Genomic DNA, 988 nt, shown 5'->3' on the forward strand with positions numbered 1-988 from the left:
CGGCGCCCTCGGGATGGTCCGCCAGTGGCAGACCCTCTTCTACAACCAGCGCTACTCCAACACCCAACTCCGCGGCGAGCCCAGCGCTCGGGCGCACGGCACCCGGGTGCCGGACTTCGTGAAGCTGTCCGAGGCGATGGGCTGCGTCGCGATGCGCTGTGAAGACGCGGCTGACCTTGACACCGTGATAGCGAAGGCTAACTCGATCAATGACCAGCCCGTAGTGGTCGACTTCATCGTCCACGAGGACGCGATGGTCTGGCCGATGGTCGCCGCCGGCGCCTCCAACGACGAGATCATGGCCGCTCGCGACGTTCGCCCTCTCTTCGATGACGCCGCTGAGGACTTCACTGCAGAGACTCCGATGTGACCATGGCGAAGCACACACTCTCCGTCCTGGTGGAGAACACGCCGGGCATCCTCGCCCGCATCGCTGCCCTCTTTTCCCGCCGAGGCTTCAACATAGACTCCCTCGCCGAAGGACTGACTGAACACCCGGCCATCGGACGGATCACCATCGTGGTCCACGCCGAGGACGACCTCCTCGAACAAGTCGTCAGGCAGGTCAGCAAGCTGGTCAATGTCCTGAGAATCGTCGAGTTGGAGCGGGATTCCGCTGTCGAGCGCGGACTGGTGCTAGCCAAGATCCGAGCCGATAACCGTACACGGCCTCAGATCATCGAGATCGTCCAGCTGTTCCGCGCCAAGACCGTGGACGTCTCCCCGGAGGCCGTGACCATCGAGGCGACCGGTACCAGCGACAAGCTGTCCGCCCTGCTCAAGATGCTGGAGCCGTACGGCATCACGGAACTCGTCCAGTCCGGCACGATCGCGATCGGCCGTGGCGCCGACTCCATCAGCCACCGTGCGGCCTACGAACTTGAGCGCATCGCTTGACCGTCCACTCTGATCAAGGAGAACTCGAAGTGGCCGAGCTGTTCTACGACGCTGACGCCGACCTGTCCATCATCCAGGGCCGCAAGGTCGC

Annotated in this window: 2 protein-coding genes; both read left to right on the plus strand. The window is 63.8% G+C overall.

Annotated features, from left to right (window positions below; all coding sequences use genetic code 11):
• Nucleotides 1–370: thiamine pyrophosphate-dependent enzyme (locus ABD350_RS26790; protein WP_344350977.1), on the plus strand; the 370-nt coding region annotated here is incomplete at its 5' end.
• Between the two features lie 2 nt (nt 371–372).
• Entirely contained in the window at nt 373–897 is a 525-nt protein-coding gene (ilvN, locus tag ABD350_RS26795; protein ID WP_344350978.1) for an acetolactate synthase small subunit, read from the plus strand.
• Nucleotides 898–988 lie beyond the last annotated feature (91 nt).

The organism is Streptomyces nogalater, assembly GCF_039532885.1.
Taxonomy (GTDB): Bacteria; Actinomycetota; Actinomycetes; order Streptomycetales; family Streptomycetaceae; genus Streptomyces; species Streptomyces nogalater.

Bases quoted from the DNA above. Each gene is read 5' to 3' on its own strand.
- ilvN (WP_344350978.1), top strand. From the start codon at position 373: ATGGCGAAGCACACACTCTCCGTCCTGGTGGAGAACACGCCGGGCATC.